The organism is Nostoc sp. PCC 9305 (assembly GCF_963920915.1).
In the GTDB taxonomy this organism is placed as follows: Bacteria; Cyanobacteriota; Cyanobacteriia; order Cyanobacteriales; family Nostocaceae; genus Nostoc.
Genome location: NZ_CAWUDN010000044.1, coordinates 38,424 through 61,505, shown reverse-complemented (window position 1 = coordinate 61,505; position 23,082 = coordinate 38,424). Strand labels below are relative to the sequence as shown.

The window sequence follows — 23,082 nt, the reverse complement described above, 5'->3', positions numbered from 1 at the left end:
TAATTTTAAGTATTTTGTCTGTTTGTTAAGAAAGATGCGGGTAATGGATAGCCGCTTGCGGGGCTACGGTGTACACACAAGTCAAAAAAAGTTTGATTTTCCATTGTTCTATCGTTTATCTCGAACACAAGCTCTACATGGGAATGCTCTTCGTGGAGGCTCTGCCTCCAATCTGGCATTGAGTCTCTGACTCAATGAATGCATTCCCAGCCGGAGACTGGGAACGAGGAAAGTCTTATCAAGCTAGGTTTTTAGGACTTGTGTGTACACCATAGGCTCTTCGGGAGGGGAGACAAAGCGTAGCTTTGGCGGGGTGGGGTTCTTTCTTATTTTTGATTTATGCAAGAGGTCTAATCTGCTGTAAGTACAAAAGTGTTAATAGATGGCAAGAAGCGATCGCACTTTGGCGATCGCTTCCCTTTATGATCCAAAAATGCAAACTTTTCCTACACTACATATCCCTTTTGTCAACTAGAAGCTTTCACCGCTGCTTCTGCTTGAGAATGTAACAACAAACCGTATTCTAAACCCTCTACCACCGCTTGATAGGAAGCCGCCAAAATATTGGTGGAAACCCCTACCGTCGTCCAGCGTTGACGACCATTGCCTGATTCTACCAACACACGAGTTTTCGCCGCAGTGCCCGTATGTCCGTTGAGAATTCGCACTTTGTAATCTGTCAAATCAAAGGTTGCAATTTGGGGATAAAAGTTCACCAAAGCCTTGCGTAAAGCTGCATCCAAAGCTGCAACGGGCCCGTTACCTTCCGCCGCCTCCAAAATATTTTTCCCGTCAACAGCGACTTTGACTGTAGCTAGGGCATTGCTAGTTTCTTTCCCCTCAATCAAGTCACAGTGGACTTGAAAACCTTTGACTTCAAAAAACTTTTGGCGACCTCCCAAAGCTTCGTGCATCAACAGTACAAAACTGGCTTCTGCTGCTTCAAATTGAAATCCTTCACTCTCCAAATCTTTGAGGCGCTGGAGAATTTCTCTAGCCTCTGCCTTTTGCTGATCCAATTCAATGCCAAAACTGCGGGCTTTGGCTAAAACATTGCTCAGTCCAGACTGTTCCGAAATCACAATGCGGCGACGATTCCCGACTTGTTCCGGCTGAATGTGTTCGTAAGTTAGGGGATTACGTTCCACCGCTGATACATGAATACCGCCCTTATGAGCAAAAGCCGAACGTCCCACAAAGGGAGCGTGTTCATCTGGCGCAAGGTTGACAACCTCACTCACAAAACGACTAGCTTCTGTAAGTTGTGTGAGCTGGTCTTCTGTGATACAACTGTAACCCGCCTTCAGTTGTAAATTGGGAATTAACGAACAGAGGTTAGCATTACCGCAACGTTCACCATAACCATTAATTGTGCCCTGTACCATCTTTGCCCCTGCCATAACGGCGGCTATTGCGTTAGCAACCGCCATTTCCGAATCGTTATGAGTATGAATTCCAATTTGCGGGATTGTCCTTTGTCCTTTGTCCTTCGTCATTGGTTCTTGACAAATGACTAATGACAAATGACTAATGACATCTTGAACAATTTGGCTAATTTCATGAGGTAAAGTGCCACCATTGGTATCACAGAGGACTAGCCATTCCGCACCAGATGCGATCGCAGCCTCTAATGTCTGTAAAGCATAATCTCGATTGTGCTTATAGCCATCAAACCAATGTTCGGCATCGTAGATAATGCGACGACCTTGAGAACGGAGGTACTCAATGGTGTCGCGAATCATCGCCAAATTTTCTTCTAATGTCGTCTTGAGTCCGGTTGTTACATGTAAATCCCAAGACTTGCCAAAAATCGTTACCCAGCGAGTCCCCGCCGCCAAAATATCCTGTAGCATCGGTTCGGTGGCGGCAGTGGAGTTTGGGCGTCGAGTCGAACAAAAAGCGACAATTTCAGCTTGTTTGAGCGGATCTTCTTGAAGTTGCCAGAAAAATTGTACATCCTTGGGATTGGCACCAGGCCAACCACCTTCAATAAAGGGAATTCCCAGCTGATCGAGTCTACGGGCAATGCGTAACTTATCTTCTATCGATACAGATAGCCCCTCGCGCTGAGTGCCATCCCGTAATGTAGTGTCATAGAGCCAAAGTTGAGGTGAAGAATTTGTGGTCATAAAACTGGGACCGACGAGACAACTTTCGAGGCAATGTGTCAATATACAACAAAAAGCCAGTTTGGCAATTTAAAAATGCCTAAAGTAATAGCTGAAGGTAAAACAATTGATTGCGAGCATGGAAGCAATCTCCGCAAGATTTTGCTGCAAAATGGTATTAACCTCTACAATGACGGTGCTAAGGTAATAAACTGTCGGGGCATTGGCAGTTGCGGTACCTGCGCGGTTAAGGTAGAGGGCAAAGTATCAGCAGCGAACTGGCGCGATCGAGCGCGGCGTTCGCTTCCTCCCCATTCTCCTACAACAGACTTGCGTTTAGCCTGTCAAACTCAGGTTTTAGGCGACGTGAAAGTGACAAAGTTTGATGGATTTTGGGGACAAGGTTCTCAAATAGTGTGGACACCAAAAGGTTAAAAAGGAGTTAAGACAACATGGGTAGATGGACACCCTTAATTTTAATGGCTGGCGGTTTAGCCATTCTGCTTGGTACATTACTGGGCATCAACTTTCCGATGGGCGTACAAACTGCTAACGCTCCCAGCGACAAGAAATCAGAAGTCCTACCAGCTAATATCAATGTTAATAGCAGTGCTGGCAGCAAGAATGAAGAAACTGCAACAGAAGGAAACGAAACAACTGAAACAAACGAAAATAGACGCGGTATTGTAGCTCCAAGACCTGACAACAGGAGTAACGTTGCCCAGAATTCTGGCGATAACTCAACTGACAGTACAACAGACGGCAATACAGATTCTTCAGAAACAAGCACACCATCTAGCGATACAAATCAAAGCAACGAACCAATTCGCGCCTTGTGGTAACGATCAGATCCGTCTTCAGACCCGTCTTTAGTTACAAGTTATAAGTTATAAGTTATGAGTTATGAGTTATGAGTTATTAGTTATGTACTAATGATAAATGGCTAATGACAGATGACTAATGACTAATGACTAATGATTAGTGAGACTGTGATTATTGGTGGCGGCGTTATTGGTTTAGCGATCGCCATTGAACTAAAATTGCGCGGGACAAATGTCACCGTGCTTTGTCGTGACTTTCAGGCTGCCGCTACCCACGCCGCCGCCGGGATGTTGGCACCAGATGCGGAAAACATCCCTAATGGGGCAATGCGTTCCTTGTGTTGGCGATCGCGTGCCTTATATCCCGATTGGACGCGCAAATTAGAAGAACTGACCGGCTTAAATACTGGCTACCGTGCCTGTGGTATCCTTGCACCCGTGTTTGAAGAGGCAGGGGGGCAGGGGAGCAGGGGAGCAGGGGAGCAGGGGAGCAGAGGGGAAAGTCTTTCCTCCTCATCTCCCTCATCCCCGGCTTATTGGTTAAACAAAGAGGCAATTCATCAATATCAGCCAGGATTGGGAGCCGAGGTAGTTGGTGGCTGGTGGTATCCTGAAGACGCGCAAGTTGATAATAAGGCTCTAGCTCACGTATTGCGGACGGCAGCTGAGTCTGTTGGTGTTGAACTCAGAGACGGCATTACAGTAGAAGCATTTTTACAGCAGCAGGGACAAGTGCTTGGGGTGCAAACCAATGCTGGAATAATTCGTGCCGCGCACTATGTTTTAGCTTCAGGTGCTTGGTCAAATGAATTGTTACCGCTACCCGTGCTACCTAGAAAAGGACAAATGCTGAGTGTGCGGATACCAGAAGTTTCGCCGGAATTGCCTTTGAAGCGGGTTTTGTTCGGGCAGAATATTTACATCGTACCAAGACGCGATCGCCTGGTTATTGGCGCAACCAGTGAAGACGTTGGCTTTATCCCCAACAACACCCCAGAAGGTATTCAAAAATTACTACAAGCTGCTATCCGGCTGTATCCCCAATTAAAGCATTATCCCATCCAAGAATTTTGGTGGGGATTTCGCCCAGCCACCCCTGATGAATTACCCATCCTGGGCACTAGCCACTGTCAAAATTTAACCTTTGCTACGGGTCATTACCGCAATGGAATTCTACTTGCGCCCGTAACAGCCGCTTTGATTGCCGATTTAATCTTAGAACAAAAATCTGACCCCCTACTTGCTGATTTTCACTATTCGCGCTTCCAGTCCCAGTCATCTACCTCCACCCCAATGCTGACTCACTCTGCCAATTTCTCTAACGGACATCACTCTGCTATATCCCCACTCCCCACAGACGCGATTAATCGCGTCTCTACCGATTCCCCACTGATTATCGCTGGCAAAACCTTCCAATCCCGTTTGATGACGGGAACTGGTAAGTATCGCACCATTGAGGAAATGCAACAAAGCATCGCCGCCAGTGATTGCCAAATTGTCACCGTGGCAGTACGAAGGGTACAAACCAAGGCTCCTGGACATGAAGGTTTAGCTGAAGCCTTGGATTGGACGAAAATCTGGATGTTACCCAATACCGCAGGTTGTCAAACTGCCGAAGAGGCGATTCGGGTGGCGCGTTTAGGGCGAGAAATGGCGAAATTGTTAGGGCAGGAAGACAATAACTTTGTAAAGTTAGAAGTAATACCAGACCTTAAGTATTTACTCCCAGACCCAATTGGGACACTGCAAGCAGCAGAACAACTAGTTAAAGAAGGCTTTGCAGTATTGCCCTATATCAATGCTGACCCGATGTTAGCCAAGCGTTTAGAAGAGGTAGGCTGTGCTACAGTCATGCCTTTGGCATCACCAATTGGTTCTGGACAAGGACTGAAAACAACTGCCAATATCCAAATCATCATCGAAAATGCAGGTGTGCCAGTGGTGGTAGATGCTGGTATTGGTTCACCCTCAGAAGCCGCCCAGGCAATGGAATTGGGAGCAGATGCTTTGTTGATTAATAGTGCGATCGCTCTTTCTCCAAACCCAGCAGCAATGGCTCGTGCGATGAATTTAGCAGCAGTCGCCGGTCGTCTAGCATACATTGCTGGCAGAATGCCCATTAAAGATTACGCCAGTCCTAGTTCACCTCTAACTGGGACGATTACTAGCTAGAGAATGGGGAATAGGGAAAGAAGAAGGGAACAGGGTACAGGTTACAGGGTACAGGTTACAGGGGAATAATCTTTCCCCTATAACCTATCACCTGTTACCTGTCACCTAATTCCAATGCCCAATGTAACGATTTATCTAGCAGTTTAAGACCAGATTTAGCATTTATGTAACATTAAATTAACGATAAAGATAAAGGAATTCATTCATGCCCTATACCAATGAAGAAGGCGGTCTTCTGAATAATTTTGCTCGGGAACCAAAGGTTTATCAAGCAGAACCTCCCACAGAAGGGCAAAAGCGAACTTATCTCCTACTAGGAATTGCCGCTACAGCTTTGGTTGTCGGCTTGATTGTAGTCGCCTTCTTTGTTTCTAAGAGCAGTTGATCGTAAAACATTTTAAGAAAACTTCATTTTCTTTATAGTTTTTCAGGTTCCGATTTTAAGAGGGGCCTGCTTTTTTATTTTTTGTTAAAATTGAACTAGGAATGAAAGTATATAATTATACTTTATTGTTCCTACTATAATTGAAGGCTCAATATATCCTGAGCAGCACAACATCTACTTATTAAAAATCATTTTTATTATGACTTTAGCCCACTTGAATGCACCCAGAAAGGTGATATGTACTATGTTTTGGCTTTTTAGCCGCTATGAGCGTGAATGATACTGCACACAACAATAATTCTACTTGGAATCGGCAAGTATACCACCGCCTGAAACTTGCCTTAAGTCTTGGCTTACGACGACAAATCCTTTTGGCAGTTTGTGATGATTTATACTTAAGAAATCAGGTAGCAGCCCGTTTGCATTCTACATTGGCTTATCCTGTTGGACAGGTGCTATATCAATCATCAAATGCTCAGGAAAATAGCACTCCAGCGTATCCGCGATTAGTCACGTTGCGTTTGAATTTAAACGATCCGAACCCCATAATCCAGATTAATCAATGGTTAACTAATTATCCACCGCCAATTGTTGGGGCATCAAAAGATACTCCTGGAAGACCTTTTCCAGTACCAGCATTTCAGATTGTCGGGGTGGAGCATCTCACTAAGCAACCAGTTGCAACACAGCGTTTATTTTTGCACTATCTCCGCTTAAGCGAACAATATTTGTCTACACAAGAATCCAGCCGATTCCTAGAATCTAATTTGCTTTTGTGGATACCACGTCCCTGGTTATCGGCTATCAAGCAATCAGCACCACAGTTTTGGCGTTGTCGTACTGGCGTATTTGTGTTTGCTGGAGAACCCACACCAGCAACTCAGAATTTAGCCTATCCAGAACGTTTTTCTACTTCCAGAAGCTTGGATTTAGGGAATATTGAGCAGTCGATTCTAGATGAATCAGCTAACCAAGCAGACCTCAGAACCGCAACCACTGAGTTCAATGAGAATAATTCTGATTTCCCAGTAGAGATACAAGGGAATCGCGTACACAAAACTGAGGAAGTTTCACCATCAACAGCGGATTTATTGAAGGCTACGCCACAACAACAGGAATCTACAAATCGGTCTGGTAGTGGAAGTAATAATCAATCGCTGTCATCTTTATCTTATATTAGCAGTGAGTTAGCGGAGCTAGTAATAGCAACAATAAATACAAGTATTGCTCAAAATACAGAGGATTCCTTACAACCACAGCAGATTTTATTGGAGATTGAAGAATTACACGAAAATCTTGTTTCAGAAGAGATACTGGCAGAGGCTTATCATCGCTTGGGTACTTTATACCGTCTTCGCATTGAGCAAGGAGACGCAACTTTAGAAAACCTGATGGTGGCAATTATTGCCTATCAGGAGGCAATTAGCTATGACGAAAACTCACGGCAACTCCCAGATATCTTGAATGATTTGGGTACACTCTACTGGATGCTATACCGCACACCACCCAATTCTGAGGAGGGACAAACTTATATAGAGCAGGCAATAGAATTTTATCAGTTGGCGTTAAAGATAATTTCGCCCCAGACACATTCGGAAACTTACGCTCGCGTACAAAATAATTTGGGAACAGCCTATGGTGATTTAGCTCGTTTCTCTCACCCATCGGAAAATTGGCAGCAAGCAATTTTCGCTTACAGTGAAGCACTCAGTTACCGTACAGCTGAAATGGATTCATTAAAGTATGCGGCTTGCCAAAATAATTTGGGTACTGCTTACTGGCATTTAGGGCAATATAATCAACCGATTGTGCATTTAAAGAAAGCGATCGCAGCTTACAATGAAGCGCTTGCACACTACAACCCTGAAGAGGAACCGCTCAAGTATGGGATGATTCAAAACAATATCGGTACTGCGTGTTGGAATCTGGCACAATACGAACAACCTGCCCAAAATCTCCAGTTAGCTATAGATGTTTATAGCGAAGCTCTCAAGTATCGCACTCCAGCTAATGTTCCTAGTGCTTGCGCCGCTACACAAAATAATCTGGGTACTGCCTACTGGCATCTAGCAAACCTATCTGAAACTACTCAAGAGGCACGGCAAAAATATCTACAACTATGTATCAGCGCTTACGAAGAAGCTATAGCTTTGGCTCACTCACTTAGCGGTACTTCTTTAAGTTTTGATTTGCTTGCCTCTCACAATAACCTGGGATTAGCACATTATCAGCTAGTAATAGACAAGTCTTTTAATGGTGACAAAGCGACACGCTCTCAACACTTAGAAGTAGCATTAGATAACCATTTGCAAGCCTTAAACGGATTAAGTAAACAAGCAGAAGCTTATCAAACAACCTTCGCTTATGTGGTGAAAACTATTCGTGCTTTTCATAATGAGTTAGGGATACAGGGACAAAATCTGGCTTTATCTAAAGTTCCTAGCCAGTTATTACCAGAGATTTTGTCAAAATTGTGAATCCCATTCCTCCCCATAGTACGGAGAATGTCAAAAAACTGTAACTTCATATCAGCTTGACAATTTATTGGTAAGTCAAGTAAGGTAGCAATGTTTACGACGGGCGACACCTACGTAATTACTAGATTTCTTGCATAAATCAAAAAAAGAACCCTACTCCGCCTTTGACTTACGTCAAAGTCTCCACTCTTGCTGGGTATAGCGTGTTAGGGAACTTTTTGCAAGAAGTTTACTGTTTTACTAATTACAAACTAGTGGAATATATTTGAAAAATCCATAATCTTAACTTAATAAATATAAAGTATTCATTAAATTATTTGGAAATACACATAAATTTTTTATAAAAAATACAATAAGACGTTGGCGGATTTTCCGTAAATTTACTAAGGTAGATTGAAGACCTACTTGAAAGAAGCTCCAGAATGATAATTAAAACCTAGAATTATGAAACTTAGTTTTGTTTTCGCTACTGCTATATCTAGTTTTTTTGTGAGTTTGACCACAGGATTTAGTTTCTCTGGTCAAGCACAAGCTCTAACTTTTTCTGGCATCTCTAGTGCGACATGGGGAAATCCTACTCCAGGAATCGCTGATACTAATCCCATATATACAGGTGTGGGAAGTAACACATTTACTTGGGGTCAAGCTAATTTGCCGCCAGGACTTCCAAATAAACTAACCTCTAATGGAACTTCATTTTCTGCGGACATTAACTCTGTATTCAAAATAGCTGATTTAACTTACTTTAATGGAAAGATAGGCACCGATACAGGCGTTGAATTTGTACCTTTAAATTTCAATGTATCTTTCAGCCCTCCTGTGGGAACCAGCCAAGTTTTTGACTTCAACTTGCGTTTAGTAAATACACTTAACGACCCAAAAGATCCTGAGAAGAGTGCAGACTTAGTATTTTTAGACACAAATTTGAGTAATCGCAGTTTCACCTTTGGAAGTAATAAATATACCCTTGAGTTAACCGGTTTTAATCCAGACAGTCGCCAGATAAGTATTAAGGCTCTTGAAGAAGCTACAACTACAACAGCTATTTATGCCAAAATCAAAACTATACCCGAACCTGCATCAGTGTTGGGTCTATCCTTGCTAGGGATATACTTGATATCTCGTAAAAATTCTTGGAAAAGAAATACAGGGAATAGGAAATAGAAAATAAATATATACTGAGTTTTGTTCAAAAATTAAATAGGAGTGCTACATAACAATCCGATTTGATTTTTGAATTTATTTACGGGGACAGATAAGAGGCAACGGTCAAGAAGGCTCTTTCAATTGTAAGGAGTTTTTTCATGCAATCAAAAATTTGGATGATAAAAAAAATGTAGAGACGCGATTTGCCACGTCTCTACAAGGGTTTACTGTTTTTTAATAGACGCGATGAATTGCGTCTTTATGCAGGGTTAGGTTGAGTTCGGCTTTGAAGTAGCTGGATAATTGCAGCTTTTTCTAAGATTCCAACTAGGACGCCATTCTCACGAATCACGGGAAGCACAGATAGCTTTTGCTGTTCGAGTAACTGCATAACTTCCAGCAGAGGTTGATCTGATTGGACTGTGGTAGATTCGGTAATTGGTCGCATGACTTCTTTGACTTGAGTTTCTGACCACAGTGCTGTAGGGATGGTTCTTAAATTATCAACTGCGATCGCACCTACTAATTGTCCATCATCATCAGTCACTAAAAACCGATGCCAGTTTTGTCCGCTGATGACTCGCTCATCGGCAAACTCTCTCAGAGTAAGATTAGCAGATACAATTGGGCTGTCATGAGTTACAGCATCTTCGGCTGTCAAACCTGTGAGTTTTTCTTGCACTCTAGCAAATTGAGCCGAATTACCAGCATTTTGCAATAAGAAGAAGCCAATTAACAAATTCCAGAAGTTACTGGCGTTGCCAAATAATACTAAGGGGACTACACCAGAAAGAATTGCTACCCAACCAAATATTTGTCCAACTCGACTCGCAAAGGTTACACCTTTATAAGGATTACCTGTAATTTTCCAAACGATAGCTTTCAGTATATTTCCGCCATCTAAGGGCAAGCCAGGAATTAGGTTAAACAGCGCTAATGCCAAGTTAACGGAAGCTAGAACACCAAGAATTGCAGCTAACGGCCCTGATGCAGCAGTAGTAACACCAATAGTGGTAGCTATCCCGCATAGTAGTAAGCTTACCATTGGCCCGGCGATCGCAACCCAGAAAGCTTCACCTGGAGTTTTCGATTCTTTTTCTAAGCTAGCCAAACCGCCAAATATAAACAGTGTGATGGATTTGACATCAATTCCCTGACCAATCGCAACAAAACTGTGGCCTAATTCATGGGCGACGACAGAGGCAAATAACATCAGCGCTGTCATCAATCCTAGTAGCAAAGCTAATCCCGCAGACAATTGGGGAAATTGCGCCGCCAGTCCACTGCTATAGCTCCAAGTTACCAAACCTAGAACTAAAAACCATGACGGATGGATATAGAAGGGAATTCCGAAGAGATTACCAACGCGAATTGTGCCATTCATGTCGTTCACCTTTGATTTCAGCTTCGAGAGGTTTGCTTTCGTCCTTCTCGATGTCTCTAGTGTAACGAAAGGTTAAGAGATTTTAATCTTGATGGCGGTAGTGGTGTCCGTCTGTAAAGGTGCGGTTATTGGGAATATTGGAAACATCTCAATTCAGGAAGCAGCAGAAACCCACGCTTACAGCTATTTTCAGGTAAATAGACCACGCGGTAGGGGCGCAAGGCCTTGCGCCCCTATGACTCCTGCCTCCTCACTACCTCTCGATCGCTACATCAGGCAGGCGACTCCACTCATTCCAAGAGCCATCATAATTCCGAACATTCGGATAGCCCAATAAATACTTCAAGACAAACCAGGTATATCCAGAACGCCCACCGATAGCACAGTAGGGAAACACTTCCTTATCAGCCGTAATGCCCTTACTCTCATAAAGATTTTTCAAATCGTTGAATGATTTAAAAGTCCCATCCTCATTGAGAGTTAAGATATGCTCCAGATGCGCTGCACCTGGAATATGTCCAGTGAGTTGACCTTCTTGTGGTGGCCGATCGAAAAACCACTCACCAGAGTATTCTTGCAATGTTCGGACATCCAACAACACGCGATCGCTTCTACCTATCGATGCCTGAACTTCATTTTGTAATACTCGCACATCAGTATCAATACCTCTGGCACGGTAATCAGTAGAAGCAAATGTAGATAATTCAGTTGCTAGTGGATGACCTTCTGATTTCCATTTTTGGTAGCCGCCATTGAGAACTCGTACCTTCTCATGTCCAAAGACTTTCAACAACCAGAAAATCCAGGCTCCTGTTCCCGGATAACTGCCATAAGCAATCACTGTGGTGTCATTGGTGATGCCTGAACGTGCCATCAGCTTTTCAAAAGCGATCGCATCCAAATTCATCTTCAAATCGGGCAAGAGTAAGTCTGTAAAGATGTTCCAGAAGACAGCACCAGGTATGTGAGCATTTTTGTACGGCTCTGGACTCACATCCACTTCAATAATGCGGATGTTTGGATCGTTAAGATGATTTGCAAGCCATTGGGTATCAACGAGAACAGATGGATCGGCGTATTGAGACACTTATATTTCTCCTGTAATAGCGCGAAAAGAATTGAAACTTGTGTTTCCGCAACGATTTAGTCTTGGTTGTAGTTGGGAAATAGGATGCGCGATGTCCGATGCACTAGGGTTGTGGAAATAGAGAATAAGGAAAAGCCGATGAGTGGGTGGAATACTGCTAGAGGAAAAGAAGTGTGTAAATGAATTGTGAGAAATTGCAGTCCTAGCAGCACTGGCATACTTGCCGTAAGGTTTTGGATTCTTCGAGGAAACGGAATTAAAAACACCCATATCAACAAAATTAGTGAGAGTCCGCCATATCCTCGCACGAGCCAAATATGTAGGTTCCACCAATCAGAGTTGTAAAAGTAAGCCAGTCCAACACTGAATATTTGGATTATTAAACAGAGATTGAAAAGCACTGCTGCGCTCAAAAAACTTATTTGAATCCAGCGCCCGGATATCTGTGTGTCATTAATGCCAGAATTTACAGTCATGTAAAGTAATCCAAAAAACCAAACAAAGGATTTGAATTGGTGTGACTAAAGCTAAGATAAATCTGGTTGCGATACTGCGCCTAGACCTCGAACGAGTACACTTTGCAAATCATGGTTGCCTTACAAGCTCTATTTCATGGAATTGCTCAAGCTCAAGATGAACAGACTTTGCGAGCGCACATATCCGCACAAATGAGTGAGTATTTTTCAGCTACACGATGTGGGCTGTTTTTCTTTGCCCAAATTTCTTTAGTTGACAGCAAGATTCAAAAAGCACTGCAAATTGCATTATCACCTCAACACAATCCAGTTGCACGCTACTTGCTAGAACGCCATGCCCCTGTTCATGAAGCTTTGGTAGTAGAACCTAAAACATGGAAATTGATTTGTCCTCGTGCCGATCACTGGCACGTTATGGCAGGGCCAATTGTCAGCAATGGTGAGTTAGTGGGTGTGGTAGGTTTGACTCGTCAGCAAGGAATGCCTGCATTTGATTCACAAAATCTTACAGATTTGAGTGCGCTTTGTCTGCATATTTCTACTTGGGTGGCAATGGCGCGATCGCAACAACCACTATTACAGACAAAGCGTTTAACGCCTCGTGAAATGCAAATTGCTTCCTTGGTGGCTCAAGGACAAACCAATGCAGAAATTAGTGCTGAACTTTGGATTACTGAAAACTCTGTCAAGCAAGCTTTAAAAAGGATGTTTCGCAAGCTTGAAGTTTCATCTCGCGCTCACATGGTTGCAAAACTTTCTACAGTTTCAAAATAAATAACCTTTTATTGGCCTCATTAATCCTGCCTGGATTTCTCTGCTTATGTTATCGAAGAAAGGCAGAAGGCAGTGTTTCGACTACGCTCAACAACCGGGAAGGAGGCAGAAGGTTTTAGAAAAGAATTTTCTTTTAAGGCAAAATGGTCTGAGAGCAACTAAATTTATTTATGAAAAACAAAAAAATATGTATTTTATTAAGTAGGCGCAAGAAATACAGCGTCCTTGTTAAATCTATGTTCGGCTGAGGCTCACGGCGTAAGTCTAAATTTATTTATGGGGATTCCTTCAGCATAGCTGCCTCCTTAACTTGCCCCCTGATAACCATTTCTAGCAAAATCCAAGTGAAACGTTATCAGGGGTGTATTTTCTGGCTTAGGCATCCACTTATGCTGGTTATGCTGGAATTTTCTCCATCTGCTGAGAAGTTTTTTGCAACATCGGGATAATTAGATCGGCCGGTACAGGACAACTGAAGTAATAACCCTGACCTTCATCACATCCCAGCATTTTCAGGTAGTCAAGCTGTTCTTGGGTTTCCACACCCTCTGCCGTGATGTTCAAGCGCAGGCTTTTTGCCAGGGCAATAATCGCATTCGTGACGGCAGCACTATCAGGATTGGACGTGACATCTTGTACAAATGACCGATCGATCTTGAGCATATTCACGGGAAAACGCTTCAAGTAGTTAAGGGAGGAATAACCAGTACCGAAGTCATCTAGAGCCAAGCATATACCCAGTTCTCGTAATTGTTTTAAGGTTTTAACCGATCGCTCCATATCAGCCATCAAGAAGCTTTCTGTCACTTCCAATTCCAGGTAAGATACTTTAAGTCCAGTTTCCTCAAGAATTTGGCTGACGATCTCAACCAGATTCGGTAATTCAAACTGTCGGGCTGACAGATTTACAGATATCCTAATTGGGTTAAATCCAGCAAGCTGCCAAGCACGGTTTTGGGCACAAGCAGTCCGCAAGACCCATTCACCAATTGGTAGGATCAAACCATTGGCTTCAGCAATGGGAATAAACTTTACTGGAGAAACCAAACCTAATGTAGGATGCTGCCAGCGAACCAACGCTTCCATAGCTGTAATTTGTCCGCTGTGTAAATCAATCAGAGGTTGATAATAAACCAGCATTTCATTACGCTCAAGCGCTCCACGTAATTCATTTTCTAAAGTTATTCGCTCCTGCAACTGAGCATTAATCTCCGGCGAATAGAATTGGTATTTGCTACGCCCTTGCTGCTTCGCCTGATATAGTGCAATATGAGCCTGTTGCAAAAGTTGATCTACGCTATTACGCTCATTTATTCCATTAATTGTGATGCCGATGCTGGCGGTGATATGAATCAAGTTACCCTCTATAGAAAAGGGTTTGCTCAGGGTACTTAACAGCATCTGAGATAGCTTAATCACACTTTCAAAAGAAATAATGTCTATGCGGGAAATGGCAAATTCATCTCCACTCAAATGGGCAATAATATCTGTTTGTGTCATACAGAGTGATAACCTCTGACCAACTGCTCTCAACAACAAATTTGTTGTTTCATGCTCCAAAGCATGACTCATAGCAGTGAAATCATCAATAGCTAGTAAAAAGACCGCTACAAAGCGCTGGTTATTTTCAGATTGAGATAGAGTCTGATGGAGGCGATCGCGAAATAAATCGCGATTGGGCAATCCAGTTAGATCGTCATAATTACTGATGTAGTGAATTAACTCATCTAATTTGTGAAGAGTTTGTGAGGTATCTGCCATCAATGTACCGACTTCATCAGTAAATTCTGTGGGCAATTCAGGTAAAGTTTTGGTGTTTAAATAATTTTGCAATGCCGCAGATGTCAAAATAACCGGTTTGAGGAGGTGGTGTATTGCGTAGAGGGTGGCGGCTGTACCCGCTAAGGTAGCCAACAGAGCAATCAGCATGACTCGAATCGCCATCTCCAAGGAATAGGAGTTTGAGATAACGAAACTCAAGAGTAAGCTGAGAAGTGGTATGTGAGTACCCAAAAATGCCACCAACATTATTTTAGCGGTGTAACTTTTTTTGAGTAATGAAAAACTAGCTAAGAACGAGTATAGATTGAGCTTGTGATTGAGCTTCATAAATTCTGTTCGATAGTTGGTAAATTAGTTCCGAGCTATTCTGACAAAAAAGTATTTTTAATTCACATTCCAGTAGAATTAGCTCTCATGGAACCCAACCCTGACAAGGTTATATATTATGCTTCCCAATCTAGACTCCTACTTAATATGCATTACGATAAAGTTTCTGTAAAACTTATTCTACAAGCAATTTAATAATCATATTTTTATTGATTGTTACACTGTCAGTAGTTATATAAAGTTAATATGAAGTTGTAAAAAAGAGTTTAAAATGCGATTTATTTTAGAAGATACCTTAAATTTATTTAAATTAATTTTATTCAGCTAATTACAAATATTATTTTCCCGTCATTTTAGGTGCATAAAAACAAGAAATACTTGAGTATATTAGTCTTGCTGATAGTATTTTGTATTCAATTTATTAATTTAATTAGTGTTATAAATACAATCGACAGATACGAAACTAGAAATACCCTAAACCAAGATTTTAGTAAATTAAAGAAGCGGAATAAGGTTTCCTTATTAGCAAAGGTAAGTATCTAGGCATACATAAATTTAAAGTTTGTAGTAAGGACTTTAGTCCTGATAATCCTTGCTCTGAGCGATAAATCGCTCACTACAAACTAGAGTTTATTTAATTATCAGGACTTACGCAAAATATCTCTCAAACTCTTATTCCTCCGTGTTCTCTGTGTCTCTGTGGTTCGATTTTCCGTTACCTGTGCGTAAGTCCTAATTATGTCTACCTACTTCGCATAGAAGCTCAGACGGTAATGGCACTAAGAAAAGCCCAAGGGCTTGTGTAGTCTCGTTCCCAGCCTCTAGGCTGGGAATGTATCTAAAAGAGGGCGCATCGAACTCTTTGTCGATGGGGGCATGGCGCAGATTTGAAGCGTCCCCAAAGCGGTCAGCAACCAACCTAAAAGACAGGCTGTTTCTAGTTCGCTGAATGCTCAACTCAAATAACTGTGTGCCATCAATTCTGCAACAAATTATTCCAGCCTATTGCCAGAAAAGAGCCGATTTGTAACTTGCTCTAACACCTTTAATGCTGTTAATGAACCTCGAATCAACCGAGTAGCGGCAAAAGGTTGTCGAAGCATGGCGATCGCTAACGGAAAAGGGTTTAGAGAGCCATCAGAGTTAATTGCTGGTGTGAGATCGGGGATATTATGCTGACAATCGTCGCTGACTACTCGCAGCATTGCCACAGACACCCCAGCCGCATTGAAAAATTCTAAAGCGGTAAATCCTTCCATATCTACAACATCAGCCGCCAAAGTCTTACCCAAATGGCGTTTTTCGGATGCAGACCAAATCACGCGATCGCTTGTCAGTGACTTGACCAAAGATACTTTTTCTGATATTGAAGAGTGCAGTTGTGCTGTCAAAGTGCGATCGCATTCTTGCTGTTTACCCTGATAAACACAATCTTGATACAGCACCAGATCGCCAACTGTATAGCGATCGCTCAAGCTGCCACATATACCCATAATCAGCACTCTGGATTTTGGAGTTAGAAATTGTCCTTGTTGCAGGTATTTGAGTAAAGGCTTCATGCCAACAGGTATGGCTACTATTGTTGGAATGGAGGCAGTAATGCCGCTTAATCCGCGACACACAGCTTTATATTCTGCTCCTTGAGGCACCAGAATTGTGTTGATGGGCAAAAAATTAGGCACTAGTCTCGATAGTTTTAAGTTTTAACGGTCAATTAATGTTTAGAGTAGGTAGGCGTGGCGCGCATTAAAGATTGGGTCATATCTAAGTGACAATAAGTAATATTGCAGTTTAGTAGTAACCAAAATTAGCAAACCGAAGATGATTGCTGTAGCATGACTAAATAATTGTGTCATCCACACGATAATTTTCCAAGATGGTAAAGCTTCATAACTCCAAATCCGCACGAGAACTCTTCAATATTTCCAAATTGGCGATTCAATTTTCGTGGCTGACGGTGAGTTTTTGGATTGCCGTAACGGTAGCTGGTGTTCTGGCTTTCAGTTCCCTTAAGTATGCCTTGTTTCCAGATATTACTTTTCCAGTGGTGGTTGTGAATGCTACAGCTCCCCTGACAACTGCCCTGGATACAGAAGCGAAGCTCACCAAACCCCTAGAAGAACGCCTCCGCTCTCTTGAAGGACTAGAGGATATCCGCTCATCCACCTATCCTAGTCAAACAGCTGTTGTTCTTTCTTTTGCCGTTGGGACAAATTTAGAAACATCGACCAAAAAGGTTGAAACTGCCCTCAAGCAGTTGACTCTACCTCAAGGAGCAACTGACAAAATCATTCCTTTGAATCTAAATGAGTCAGCCGCCATTAGTTATGCCATAGAGAGTCCAACACGAAATCTCAAAGATTTGACGAAGTTGGCGCAAGATGAGATTGTCAGTGCGATCGCTAAATTACCAGGAGTTCTCAAAGTCTCACTACTAGGCGCTGCTACTGCAACTCCTCCGGTAAATCCCGCGAATACGAGTGCAACGATCCCCCAAGGTGGGGCAACATTAGTCCGGTTTAACGGTCAAGATGCACTCGCATTTCAGGTAATCAAACGCGGTAGTGCTAATACTTTGGAAGTTGTGAGTCATGTTGAGAAAGAAGTTCAAAGGCTACGCTCAACCCTAAAAGATGTCAAACTCACCTTAGCTGCCACCCAAGCAGAATACATCCGCCAAGCCACCCAGTCAACAATTGATGCTTTGCTGGAAGCAGTGTTGTTGTCTATCGTGGTGATTTTTCCTTTTTTATGGAATTGGCGGGCAACTCTGATCTCTGCCTTAGCGATTCCCACGTCTTTGTTAGCGACGTTTATCGTTATGGCGATTTTCGGCTTCAACCTGGAAACAATCACCCTGCTGGCTTTAGCTTTGGTGATTGGTAGCATTGTTGATGATGCGATCGTGGATGTGGAAAACATCATGCGACACGTTGACGATGGGGAAACTCCTCGCCAAGCAGCGCTTTTAGCGACAAATGAGATTGGGTTGACAGTTACAGCTGCGACTTTGACAGCAGTAGCAGTTTTTCTACCCATAGGTTTAATGGGTGGGGTAATCGGTCAGTTCTTCAAGCCTTTTGGTATCACTGTTTCAGCCGCGATGCTTGCTTCTATGCTAGTTGCTCGGACTTTATCTCCAGTTCTGGCTATCTACTGGCTCAAACCTAAATCCTCACTCTCCCCGCGTCGGGAAGCAAAAATCTGGGTGGCGTTTACCCAATTTTATAGAAATTTGCTGAGTTGGTCTTTGAATCACCGCAAGATAGTTATCGGGTTAGCTGCACTCAGTTTCATCGCAGGGATAGCACTGATTCCACTAATTCCTAAAGGGTTTATTCCTAAACTCGATCGCGGCGAATTTAATATTGCTTATACGGCTCCTTTACCAAGTATTCCTAGTGGAGGAGAGGGGCAGGGGAGCAGGGGGGCAGAGGGGCAGGGGGGCAGCACTTCGGCTACGCTCAGTGACCGAGGGGCAGGGGAGCAGGGGAGAAATTCTATTCCCCAGTCTCAAATTCCCAACCCTTTAAATGATTCTCTTGAGGTTGCAAAGAAATTAGAAAATGTAGTCAGAAAATCACCGGCAGTTGAAACGGTATTTACTACTGTTGGTTCTCGCGAGGGTGAGCCGAATAAAGGGATACTATATGTAAAATTAAAGGGCGATCGCACAATCACAACAGGCGAACTACAGGATCAGTTGCGCTCCTCCTTACCTGTTCTTTCTGGGGTAACTACTAGTGTTGAAGATATTCAATTTGTCGATTCTGGCGGTCAAAAACCCCTCCAGATAGCATTACAAGGTGATAATCTCCAAGCTCTGAGCAAAGCAGTCCAAGCCATTAAAGAAAGGATTCAAAGGCTACCGGGATTCGTTGATGTCACAGTTACAGGTGAAACGAATCCACAGGGCACAGTTTTTCAGATCGAGCGGCTGAACAATCAGCGGGTGGCCTACATCAGTGCTAATCTTGGCAAGGATCTGTCTTTGGGTGATGCCACTGACAAAGTAGTAGCTGAAGCAAATGCGGTGTTACCCTCTAATGTTTCTTTAAATTTAGGGGGAGATTCTGCCCGTCAAGGCGAAGTATTTAGCAGTTTCGGTACTACTCTAGCTTTATCTGCCCTGTGCATTGTCGTAGTACTAATTTTACTATTCAAAAGCTGGGTAGACCCTCTGGTAATTGGTGTATCTTTACCTTTAGCACTAGTGGGAGCGATGTTGGCGCTACTGATTACTAAGAGCGATTTTGGTATGATCTCATTGATCGGTTTCGTCTTTTTGCTAGGGCTGGCAAATAAAAATGCTATTTTGCTTGTAGATTACATCAACCAGTTACGCAACGCTGGCTTAGACCGTACCGAGGCGATTCTCAACACCGGACTAGTGCGCCTCAGACCAATTATGATGACCACGGCCTCCACGATTTTAGGGATGTTGCCGATCGCATTAGGTTTTGGTGCTGGTTCGGAATTGCGATCGCCAATGGCTGTAGCGATCGCAGGTGGACTAGTAACTTCAACTATTCTCAGTTTGATTGTGGTGCCAGTAGTTTACACCATCTTGGATGATTGGTTTCCTCGGTTTAAGAAGAGAGGCAGCAGAGAAGCCGGGGAGCAGGGGGGAAGTTGATGCAGGTTTTTGTTACCGGGGGAACGGGTTTTATTGGCGCTCATTTGGTACGGTTGCTCTTACAAGAAGGATATGCCGTCAAAGCACTGGTACGCTCAACCAGCAATTTGGAGAATCTACGCGGTTTAGAGGTGGAAATTGTCAAAGGTGATTTGAACGATCCAAATCTCTGGCAACAAATGGCAGGTTGTCAATACCTATTTCATGTGGCAGCCCATTATTCCCTCTGGCAAACAGACCGTGAATTACTTCACCGTCACAATGTCCTGGGTACGCGCAATGTGTTGGCAGCAGCTCGCAAAGCTAACATTGAGCGCACCGTCTACACGAGTTCAGTGGCAGCGATTGGGGTAGGATCGTCAGGGGAAGTTGTGGATGAAACACATCAAAGTCCCTTAGAAAAGTTGGTGGGTGACTACAAAAAGTCTAAGTTTCTGGCTGAACAAGAAGCTATGCAAGCCGTTGCTACAGGTCAGGAGGTAGTTATTGTCAATCCCAGCAGCCCCATTGGCTCGTTGGATATCAAACCTACCCCGACGGGTGATATAATTTTGCGGTTTTTGAGACGGCAAATGCCTTTTTACTTGAATACTGGTCTAAATTTTATCGACGTGCGGGATGTGGCATGGGGGCATTTACTGGCTTTGCAGCGGGGTAAATCTGGCGATCGCTATATCTTAGGCCATCAAAACCTCAGCCTCAAGCAACTACTCGAACAACTCGCCGATATCGCAGGTATGAGCGCACCTCAACAAACAGTACCCGCTTGGTTGCCTCTAAGTGTTGCCTGGGTTGATGAAAAGATTCTCGCACCATTAGGAAAATCACCCTCAGTACCATTAGATGGCGTTCGGATGGCGAAACAACCTATGTATTACAATGCTTCAAAGGCTGTACGAGAATTGGGTCTACCCCAATCTTCGCTGAACGCCGCACTCAAAGATGCTGTGGATTGGTTTGTTGCTCAGGGATATGTCAACCCCTCTGGGAAATTCAAAATTCAAAATTCAAAATTTAAGACCCCATAGAAAAATCTTGGGGTTGAGAAAGTGGTGCATTTATCTTTAAAAGAGGAGCGATCGCAACAATGGCAGTTAATCTACAACAAGCTATGGATATTGGGAAGTATCTTGTTACTCAGCGTTTGAAAGGACGCAAACGCTTCCCCTTAGTATTAATGTTGGAACCTCTTTTTCGGTGTAATCTCGCTTGTACTGGTTGTGGTAAAATCCAACATCCAAAGGAAATATTAAAGCAAAATCTCACCCCAGAACAGTGTTTTGCCGCTGTGGAAGAGTGTGGTGCACCAGTTGTCTCAATTCCTGGGGGAGAACCTCTGCTACACCCCCAGATTGATGAGATTGTCCAGGGATTAATTGAGCGCAAGAAATATATTTACTTGTGTACCAATGGTTTGTTATTAGAAAAGAGCCTGGATAAGTTTCAACCTTCCCCTTATCTAACTTTCAGCGTGCATTTAGATGGAATGCGGGAGTTACACGATCACTGCGTCGATCGCAAAGGTGTTTTTGATATTGCTGTCAAAGCCATTCGCGCCGCTAAAGCTAAAGGCTTTCGCGTCACTACTAACACCACTATCTTTGAAGGTACTGAACCTAAAGATATGCAAGAGTTCTTCAACTTTCTGGAAACACTAAATACTGACGGGATGATGATTTCTCCCGGCTACAGTTACGAGTGGGCGCCAGATCAAGATCATTTTCTCCACCGCGAACAAACCCGCGCCCTCTTCCGAGAAATTCTGGCTCCTTACAAAAGTGGTGAAAAAAACTGGAACTTCAATCACAATCCGTTGTTCCTAGATTTTCTTACTGGTGATAAGGACTACGAATGCACACCTTGGGGTAGCCCTAGTTATAGCGTTCTCGGTTGGCAAAAACCTTGCTATCTGCTAAACGAAGGTTATTACTCTACCTTTAAGGAATTACTCGCCCAAACTGACTGGAGTCAATACGGCCAGAAGAGTGGTAATCCTAAGTGTGCCGATTGTATGGTTCATTGTGGCTACGAACCCACTGCCGCAATGGATGCAATGCAGCCGCAAAATATGGCGCGTGCCCTTGGCAGTGTGTTTGGTAGGAATTAGTAAGTAGTAAATACTACATATTCAAGGGTGCTATTCTTATGCACCCTTTAAGGATACTTATTTAACGTGAGTTCGACAAGTGCTATTTTGACCTCTCCCCCAGCCCCTCTCCTATGTTCGCGCAGCGTCTCGAAGAGAGGAGAGGGGAGCAAAACCCTCTAATCTCGTTACTCCTCCCTCGCCTTTTAGGCTACGGTATACACACAAGTAGAAAAAAGCTTGATTTTCCATTGTTCTATCTATCGTTTATCTCGAACACAAGCTCTGCGTGGGAATGCTCCTCGTTGAGGCTCTGCCTCCAATCTGGCATTGAGTCTCTGACTCAATGAATGCATTCCCAGTCGGAGACTGGGAACGAGGAAAAGTCTTATCAAGTTAGGTTTTTAGGACTTGTGTGTACACCGTAGCGCCTTTTAGGAGAGGGAGGCTGGGAGGGAGAGGTCTGTCGAACTCAAGTTTATTTAGAAATATTGCGATCGCTCCCTCAGCTAAATTCGCCGAAATTCATCAGGAAAAATACTCATGCCATTTGTATCTGTTCGTGACCTGCAAATGTATTATGAGATTCGTGGCACTAGTCAACGCCTACTTAGTATCAGTGGTACTGGAGTAGATTTGCAGCGATCGCCGACTATTTTTGACTCACCACTAGCCCCACACTTTGAAATCCTAGGCTACGATCAGCGCGGTCTGGGTCAAACCTCAAAACCTGATATTCCTTACACCATAGCAGATTACGCCGCCGATGCAGACTCTTTGTTAAATGCAGTCGGATGGGAGAACGCTCATGTCATCGGAATTTCCTTTGGGGGTATGGTAGCCCAAGAGTTGGCACTGCGCTATCCACACCGTGTTAAACGTCTTGTTTTGGCCTGTACTAGTAGTGGCGGTGCTGGTGGCTCGTCATATCCACTACATGAACTCACGAACCTTGCTGCTGAAGAACTCACTCATCGGCAAATCACAATTGCTGATACCCGTTGGCAAGAGGAAGCTTGGCTCTCTAGCCGAACTACACAATTTCAGGAATTAGTGAAGCTGACACTAGCAGCTTCTCAAGCGGGTATAGACGAACCAAGTCGTGAAGTTGGGCGTCGTCGCCAGCTTGAGGCTCGTGCTGCTCACGATACATATAATCGGCTTTCTCAACTGCATATTCCTGTGTATATCTGCGGCGGTCATCACGATGGCATATCTCCTCCTGCCAATCTTGAGGCAATGCAAAAACAGATACCAGGTTCGTATTTAGAGTTCTTTAAGGGCGGTCATGGCTTTCTTTACCAAGACCCCCAAGCATTCAAGCGCGTTATTGCCTTTCTCCAAAATAAATTCGAGTAATTTTACATAAGACATAACTACAAAGTGACAGTAACTACAACACCTGTTATCCTTCCACAAGA

At 43.4% G+C, this 23,082-nt stretch carries 18 protein-coding genes; 12 read left to right on the top strand and 6 right to left on the bottom strand.

Annotated features, from left to right (window positions below):
• A partial coding sequence (locus tag ACM0OX_RS18030; RefSeq protein ID WP_414516444.1) for a hypothetical protein occupies positions 1 to 190 on the top strand: 190 nt, incomplete at its 5' end.
• A 277-nt stretch (positions 191 to 467) separates the two neighbouring features.
• On the opposite strand, the gene cimA is transcribed toward ACM0OX_RS18030, so the two are convergent.
• Positions 468 to 2,129 (bottom strand): citramalate synthase, encoded by a 1,662-nt coding sequence (cimA, locus tag ACM0OX_RS18025; RefSeq protein ID WP_414516443.1) that lies wholly within the window; start codon positions 2,127 to 2,129, stop codon positions 468 to 470.
• A gap of 75 nt (positions 2,130 to 2,204) precedes the next feature.
• Between cimA and ACM0OX_RS18020 the strand changes: the two genes are divergently transcribed.
• The 6 genes from ACM0OX_RS18020 to ACM0OX_RS17995 all read left to right on the top strand — a co-directional run bounded on the left by ACM0OX_RS18020 (position 2,205) and on the right by ACM0OX_RS17995 (position 9,127).
• Positions 2,205 to 2,543 (top strand): 2Fe-2S iron-sulfur cluster-binding protein, encoded by a 339-nt coding sequence (locus tag ACM0OX_RS18020; protein WP_414516442.1) that lies wholly within the window; start codon positions 2,205 to 2,207, stop codon positions 2,541 to 2,543.
• 17 nt (positions 2,544 to 2,560) lie between these two features.
• Positions 2,561 to 2,950, top strand: coding sequence for a hypothetical protein (locus ACM0OX_RS18015; RefSeq protein WP_334895573.1), 390 nt, complete (start codon positions 2,561 to 2,563; stop codon positions 2,948 to 2,950).
• 132 nt (positions 2,951 to 3,082) lie between these two features.
• Positions 3,083 to 5,101 carry a glycine oxidase ThiO gene (gene thiO / locus ACM0OX_RS18010; RefSeq protein ID WP_414516441.1) on the top strand — a complete coding sequence of 673 codons (2,019 nt, stop codon included), beginning with the start codon at positions 3,083 to 3,085 and terminating at the stop codon, positions 5,099 to 5,101.
• Between the two features lie 205 nt (positions 5,102 to 5,306).
• Positions 5,307 to 5,486, top strand: a complete 180-nt coding sequence (psb34, locus tag ACM0OX_RS18005; protein ID WP_414516440.1) for a photosystem II assembly protein Psb34 — start codon at positions 5,307 to 5,309, stop codon at positions 5,484 to 5,486.
• Positions 5,487 to 5,752: 266 nt separating this feature from the next.
• A complete protein-coding gene (locus ACM0OX_RS18000; RefSeq protein WP_414516439.1) occupies positions 5,753 to 7,963 on the top strand; it encodes a tetratricopeptide repeat protein in 2,211 nt (736 codons plus the stop codon).
• A 444-nt stretch (positions 7,964 to 8,407) separates the two neighbouring features.
• Positions 8,408 to 9,127, top strand: coding sequence for a choice-of-anchor K domain-containing protein (locus ACM0OX_RS17995; RefSeq protein WP_414516438.1), 720 nt, complete (start codon positions 8,408 to 8,410; stop codon positions 9,125 to 9,127).
• Between the two features lie 241 nt (positions 9,128 to 9,368).
• On the opposite strand, the gene ACM0OX_RS17990 is transcribed toward ACM0OX_RS17995, so the two are convergent.
• From ACM0OX_RS17990 to ACM0OX_RS17980, 3 genes are all read right to left on the bottom strand, one after another.
• Positions 9,369 to 10,493, bottom strand: coding sequence for a site-2 protease family protein (locus tag ACM0OX_RS17990; RefSeq protein WP_414516437.1), 1,125 nt, complete (start codon positions 10,491 to 10,493; stop codon positions 9,369 to 9,371).
• Between the two features lie 253 nt (positions 10,494 to 10,746).
• Positions 10,747 to 11,580 carry a sulfurtransferase gene (locus ACM0OX_RS17985; protein WP_414516436.1) on the bottom strand — a complete coding sequence of 278 codons (834 nt, stop codon included), beginning with the start codon at positions 11,578 to 11,580 and terminating at the stop codon, positions 10,747 to 10,749.
• A 56-nt stretch (positions 11,581 to 11,636) separates the two neighbouring features.
• Complete coding sequence (locus ACM0OX_RS17980) at positions 11,637 to 12,056, bottom strand: DUF6220 domain-containing protein (RefSeq protein WP_414516435.1); 420 nt, start codon at positions 12,054 to 12,056, stop codon at positions 11,637 to 11,639.
• Between the two features lie 111 nt (positions 12,057 to 12,167).
• Between ACM0OX_RS17980 and ACM0OX_RS17975 the strand changes: the two genes are divergently transcribed.
• Positions 12,168 to 12,830, top strand: coding sequence for a LuxR C-terminal-related transcriptional regulator (locus ACM0OX_RS17975; RefSeq protein WP_414516434.1), 663 nt, complete (start codon positions 12,168 to 12,170; stop codon positions 12,828 to 12,830).
• A 396-nt stretch (positions 12,831 to 13,226) separates the two neighbouring features.
• On the opposite strand, the gene ACM0OX_RS17970 is transcribed toward ACM0OX_RS17975, so the two are convergent.
• Together ACM0OX_RS17970 and ACM0OX_RS17965 are read right to left on the bottom strand one after the other, a co-directional pair.
• Positions 13,227 to 14,939, bottom strand: coding sequence for a putative bifunctional diguanylate cyclase/phosphodiesterase (locus ACM0OX_RS17970; protein ID WP_414516433.1), 1,713 nt, complete (start codon positions 14,937 to 14,939; stop codon positions 13,227 to 13,229).
• Between the two features lie 992 nt (positions 14,940 to 15,931).
• On the bottom strand, positions 15,932 to 16,621 hold the full coding sequence (locus ACM0OX_RS17965) for a phosphorylase (protein WP_414516432.1): 690 nt from the start codon (positions 16,619 to 16,621) through the stop codon (positions 15,932 to 15,934).
• 194 nt (positions 16,622 to 16,815) lie between these two features.
• Here ACM0OX_RS17965 and ACM0OX_RS17960 point away from each other — a divergent pair, with 194 nt between their 5' ends.
• From ACM0OX_RS17960 to ACM0OX_RS17945, 4 genes are all read left to right on the top strand, one after another.
• On the top strand, positions 16,816 to 19,575 hold the full coding sequence (locus tag ACM0OX_RS17960) for an efflux RND transporter permease subunit (RefSeq protein WP_414516431.1): 2,760 nt from the start codon (positions 16,816 to 16,818) through the stop codon (positions 19,573 to 19,575).
• Positions 19,575 to 20,603 carry a hopanoid-associated sugar epimerase gene (gene hpnA, locus ACM0OX_RS17955; RefSeq protein WP_414516430.1) on the top strand — a complete coding sequence of 343 codons (1,029 nt, stop codon included), beginning with the start codon at positions 19,575 to 19,577 and terminating at the stop codon, positions 20,601 to 20,603. The genes ACM0OX_RS17960 and hpnA overlap by 1 nt, the downstream gene beginning before the upstream one ends.
• Before the next feature lie 59 nt (positions 20,604 to 20,662).
• The gene (gene hpnH / locus ACM0OX_RS17950; protein ID WP_322659621.1) at positions 20,663 to 21,682 is read left to right on the top strand and encodes an adenosyl-hopene transferase HpnH; all 1,020 of its coding nucleotides are present in this window, start codon (positions 20,663 to 20,665) and stop codon (positions 21,680 to 21,682) included.
• A 522-nt stretch (positions 21,683 to 22,204) separates the two neighbouring features.
• Positions 22,205 to 23,020: an alpha/beta fold hydrolase gene (locus ACM0OX_RS17945; protein WP_414516429.1), complete on the top strand. Its 816-nt coding sequence runs from the start codon at positions 22,205 to 22,207 to the stop codon at positions 23,018 to 23,020.
• Positions 23,021 to 23,082 lie beyond the last annotated feature (62 nt).

Excerpts from the sequence above, each read along its gene's own strand:
- ACM0OX_RS17990 (WP_414516437.1), bottom strand. The coding sequence starts at position 10,493 with ATGAATGGCACAATTCGCGTTGGTAATCTCTTCGGAATTCCCTTCTAT.
- ACM0OX_RS17980 (WP_414516435.1), bottom strand. The coding sequence starts at position 12,056 with ATGACTGTAAATTCTGGCATTAATGACACACAGATATCCGGGCGCTGG.
- ACM0OX_RS17960 (WP_414516431.1), top strand. The coding sequence starts at position 16,816 with ATGGTAAAGCTTCATAACTCCAAATCCGCACGAGAACTCTTCAATATT.
- hpnH (WP_322659621.1), top strand. The coding sequence starts at position 20,663 with ATGGCAGTTAATCTACAACAAGCTATGGATATTGGGAAGTATCTTGTT.
- hpnA (WP_414516430.1), top strand. The coding sequence starts at position 19,575 with ATGCAGGTTTTTGTTACCGGGGGAACGGGTTTTATTGGCGCTCATTTG.
- ACM0OX_RS18015 (WP_334895573.1), top strand. The coding sequence starts at position 2,561 with ATGGGTAGATGGACACCCTTAATTTTAATGGCTGGCGGTTTAGCCATT.
- ACM0OX_RS18020 (WP_414516442.1), top strand. The coding sequence starts at position 2,205 with ATGCCTAAAGTAATAGCTGAAGGTAAAACAATTGATTGCGAGCATGGA.
- ACM0OX_RS17970 (WP_414516433.1), bottom strand. The coding sequence starts at position 14,939 with ATGAAGCTCAATCACAAGCTCAATCTATACTCGTTCTTAGCTAGTTTT.
- thiO (WP_414516441.1), top strand. The coding sequence starts at position 3,083 with ATGATTAGTGAGACTGTGATTATTGGTGGCGGCGTTATTGGTTTAGCG.
- ACM0OX_RS18000 (WP_414516439.1), top strand. The coding sequence starts at position 5,753 with ATGAGCGTGAATGATACTGCACACAACAATAATTCTACTTGGAATCGG.
- ACM0OX_RS17945 (WP_414516429.1), top strand. The coding sequence starts at position 22,205 with ATGCCATTTGTATCTGTTCGTGACCTGCAAATGTATTATGAGATTCGT.
- ACM0OX_RS17975 (WP_414516434.1), top strand. The coding sequence starts at position 12,168 with ATGGTTGCCTTACAAGCTCTATTTCATGGAATTGCTCAAGCTCAAGAT.
- cimA (WP_414516443.1), bottom strand. The coding sequence starts at position 2,129 with ATGACCACAAATTCTTCACCTCAACTTTGGCTCTATGACACTACATTA.
- ACM0OX_RS17995 (WP_414516438.1), top strand. The coding sequence starts at position 8,408 with ATGAAACTTAGTTTTGTTTTCGCTACTGCTATATCTAGTTTTTTTGTG.
- psb34 (WP_414516440.1), top strand. The coding sequence starts at position 5,307 with ATGCCCTATACCAATGAAGAAGGCGGTCTTCTGAATAATTTTGCTCGG.